General features: G+C 57.3%; 3 protein-coding genes. All 3 read left to right on the top strand.

All coding sequences use genetic code 11. The annotated features are described in order from the left end of the window. The first annotated feature begins 137 nt into the window (after positions 1 to 137). From VOM14_RS31300 to VOM14_RS31290, 3 genes are read left to right on the top strand one after another with little or no spacing between them, the layout of a single operon-like run. On the top strand, positions 138 to 1,379 hold the full coding sequence (locus VOM14_RS31300) for a tyrosine-type recombinase/integrase (protein WP_327632571.1): 1,242 nt from the start codon (positions 138 to 140) through the stop codon (positions 1,377 to 1,379). After that, the gene (locus VOM14_RS31295) at positions 1,376 to 2,317 is read left to right on the top strand and encodes a tyrosine-type recombinase/integrase (RefSeq protein WP_327632570.1); all 942 of its coding nucleotides are present in this window, start codon (positions 1,376 to 1,378) and stop codon (positions 2,315 to 2,317) included. The genes VOM14_RS31300 and VOM14_RS31295 overlap by 4 nt, the downstream gene beginning before the upstream one ends. Continuing rightward, positions 2,310 to 3,305 carry a tyrosine-type recombinase/integrase gene (locus tag VOM14_RS31290; protein ID WP_327632569.1) on the top strand — a complete coding sequence of 332 codons (996 nt, stop codon included), beginning with the start codon at positions 2,310 to 2,312 and terminating at the stop codon, positions 3,303 to 3,305. Before VOM14_RS31295 ends, VOM14_RS31290 begins: the two co-directional genes overlap by 8 nt. Positions 3,306 to 3,399 lie beyond the last annotated feature (94 nt).

Genomic DNA, 3,399 nt, shown 5'->3' with positions numbered 1-3,399 from the left:
TCACGAGAATGGCGCGGTAAAAAATATGTCACAGTGGTTCGCAACAACCGCGCATCGTCTATCGCGTTGACGTTTCCATGACGACATAATTTTCAGGCTGATACGGATATTCCACTGATCAATGATGGGGGAATATCATGTTCGAGACTCTCTTTACGCGTCCGCATGTTCTTGCTGCCCACAATCTCGCGCCGTGCGTGGAATCCAGGAAGCGCTTCCTCGTACATTGTCAGGGACAGGGTTATCCGCTCAGGTCGATTCGGAAGATCGCGTGGATCCTGCTGGTTTTTTCACAGAGCATTGATCTGTCCCGCCCGCGGTTAATAACGCACGAGGAAATCGCGTTTGCGGTTGACCATCGGATTCGACTTCTCCGAAGTGAGCGCACGAACGAGTCCCGCAGCTCGCGGCTTCTGTTCATCCATACCGCCACGACCTGGCTGCGCTTCCTGGGGCGTCTGGAGGAACGGCATCCTATAGAAGAACCATTTGTTCGCTATGTCGAGCACTACGTCGATTTCATGCGCGACCAGCGAGGACTTTCCTCTGCCACGATTTCAACCTGTCGTGATGAGATCGGCCATTTTCTGACAATGGTCTGTCGCCCTGACAAGGCACTCGGTGCTCTCACTATCCACGATGTCGACACCTACCTCGCCTATCAAGGCAACCGCGGCTGGAGCAGAGTCTCATTGCACGCGCTTGCGAGCACGCTGCGCAATTTCTTCCGGTACGCAGAAGGACAAGGGTGGGCTACCAACGTTGCGTCGGGCATTGAAGCACCTGTGGTGTATAGAGAGGAGGGGTTGCCGCTCGGGCTGAACTGGGATGACGTGCAAAGGTTTGTCGCCAGCTTTGTCGGCGAGAGCACGATCGATCTACGCAACCGTGCGATGATCATGCTGCTGGTTGTTTACGGACTGAGGCGCGGCGAGGTGGTGCGGCTCCGTCTGGAGGACATCGACTGGTGCGGCGAGATCCTTCATGTCAATCGTCCGAAGCAACGCTGCACACAGCAATACCCGCTGGTGGCAACCGTTGGAAACGCCATTCTGCGCTACCTGAAGGAAGCGCGTCCACGAAGCGCACATCGAGAGCTCTTCCTGTCGGTCGAGGCGCCGATCCGACCGCTGTCACCCGGGCGCGTAAGCGGCATTGTCCGCTCGCGTCTCGCGACGCTTGGCATCGACATTCCGCGGCGTGGCGCACATTGCCTGAGGCACGCCAATGCCCGGCATTTACTCGACGCTGGTTTTGCGCTGAAGGAGATCGGTGATCACCTCGGCCATCGCAGCGCGTCGTCGACGAGAATCTATGCAAAGGTCGACCTGACCGGACTGCGGTGTGTGGCCGAAATCGATCTGGGGAGTCTGCTATGAAGCTCTCCGAACTCGTCGCCCAATACGTGAGCCACAAACGGGCGTTGGGCATGCGCTTCAATTCCGAGGCGGCCACGCTTGCCTCATTCTGCCACCGGGTTGATGGCAACATTGATGTGGAATCGGTCACGGTCGAGCAGGTACAGGACTTTCTGACTGGCAACAGGCCGCTGACTAACCATTGCCGGAAGAGAAGGTCTGTACTTGACTGTCTGTTTCGTTTTGCCCTCTCGCGTGGATATGTCAAGGCCTCGCCGCTTCCTCGCTACAGTCCGAGATTGCCGCCACCGCTGACACCCTACATTTATTCGCAGCAGGAATTAAAGCGCCTGCTCGAAGTGGCGTCGGCGGCATGCAGTCCACGCGGTCTGCTGGATGCATATGTTTTGCGTGCACTCATTCTGATTCTGTACGGCGGTTGCCTCCGCCATGGCGAAGCCTTGCGGCTAACCATGCAGGACGTCGATCTCGACGAAGCCGTCCTGCACGTGCGCGAGAGCAAATTCTATAGATCGAGGCTGGTTCCGCTAGGCGCAGATCTGAATAGAGCGATGCAAACTTATGCCCGGCTACGCAACCAGAGATTTGGGCAGGCACCGGATGCGCCGTTCTTCTGCTTACGCGATGGTCGCCCCCTGAGCCAGAAAGCTGTGCGCAAGGCCTTTCAGCGACAGCGTACTCTGGCAAATATCCAACGCGAAGGCGGTGCGTCCTGCCAGCCGAGGCTGCATGATTTGCGACACTCAGGCGCAGTGCACCGGCTAATCGCCTGGTATCGCCGCGGCGCGGATTTGCAACTGTTGTTGCCGCAGCTCGCGACCTATCTCGGCCACATCGATCTCGCGGGCACCCAACGCTACCTTACCTTGACGCCCGAGTTGCTGAATGCAGCGAGCACGCGCTTTGAAACGTACGTCCTTGAGGTGCAACATGAATAACTCATCCCTGCTGGGTCCGTGGATCCGACGTTTCCTGATTGAGTATCTGGTGGGCGAACGTAACCTTGCCGTCAATACGCAAAGAAGTTACCGCGACATGCTCATGCTGTTGCTTCCGTATTTGGCCGCCAAGGTCGACAAGCGGATCGATCGCCTGACCGTTGATGATCTCTCCGCGCAAATGGTCCGTCTGTTCCTGACGCACATGGAAGAACAACGCCACTGTACGGTCAGCACACGAAATCAGCGGCTTGGCGGCATCCATGCGCTGGCTCGTTTCATCGGCGAACATGCGCCTGAATACGTCGACTGGTGGGCACAGATTCATCTGATTCCTGTTAAGAGAACCAGTCGGCCGGAGATCAGCTACCTTAGCAGGCAGGAAATGGACGCCCTGCTCGCTGCCTCTGACGTCAATACAGCGCAGGGGCAGCGCGAACATGCGTTACTGCTCTTCATGTTTAACTCAGGAGCGCGTGCAAGCGAAGCTGCGCAGCTCAAGATTGGCGACGTTGACTGGCACACGCGCTCGGTCAGCATCGTCGGCAAGGGGAACAGACATCGCCGCTGCCCGCTCTGGAAATCCACGCTTGATGCGTTGCGCTCACAGTCCGAGGGGAGGGCCGCAGACGCGCCGGTGTTCCTCAATCGATTCCACCAGACGATGACGCGCTCCGGCATTCATGCATTGGTCAAGCGCTGCGCTATCCGTGCTGCAGCCAACGCGCCGTCGCTTGCCGGCAAGAATGTGCACCCACATGTGATTCGGCATACGACCGCCTCGCTACTACTCCAGGCCGGTGTCGACATCAATACGATACGCGGCTGGCTTGGGCACGTTTCGTTGGAGACGACCAATATCTACGCCGAGATCAATCTGGAAACAAAGGCGCGGGCGCTAGCGACATGCGAAGTGGAAGGCGGTGCCGAAGGACAAAAGCAATGGCGGGATCAGCCTGACCTGATGACCTTCCTCCGCACCTTGTAACCGAATAATATGTGCTGTTTGCTTTCCACAAAGGTACTGCCTTGGCCTAGTTCGTTATCGAGCAGCACATATTTTTTACTGCACCATACTCGTG

It is taken from the genome of Paraburkholderia sp. MPAMCS5 (assembly GCF_036016995.1).
Lineage (GTDB): Bacteria > Pseudomonadota > Gammaproteobacteria > Burkholderiales > Burkholderiaceae > Paraburkholderia.
Note: the sequence above shows the minus strand (reverse complement) of the source record. Positions and strands in the feature narration are given on the sequence as shown.

What these genes read in the sequence shown, in the direction of transcription:
- VOM14_RS31290 (WP_327632569.1), top strand. Translation starts at nt 2,310, where the DNA reads ATGAATAACTCATCCCTGCTGGGTCCGTGGATCCGACGTTTCCTGATT.
- VOM14_RS31300 (WP_327632571.1), top strand. Translation starts at nt 138, where the DNA reads ATGTTCGAGACTCTCTTTACGCGTCCGCATGTTCTTGCTGCCCACAAT.
- VOM14_RS31295 (WP_327632570.1), top strand. Translation starts at nt 1,376, where the DNA reads ATGAAGCTCTCCGAACTCGTCGCCCAATACGTGAGCCACAAACGGGCG.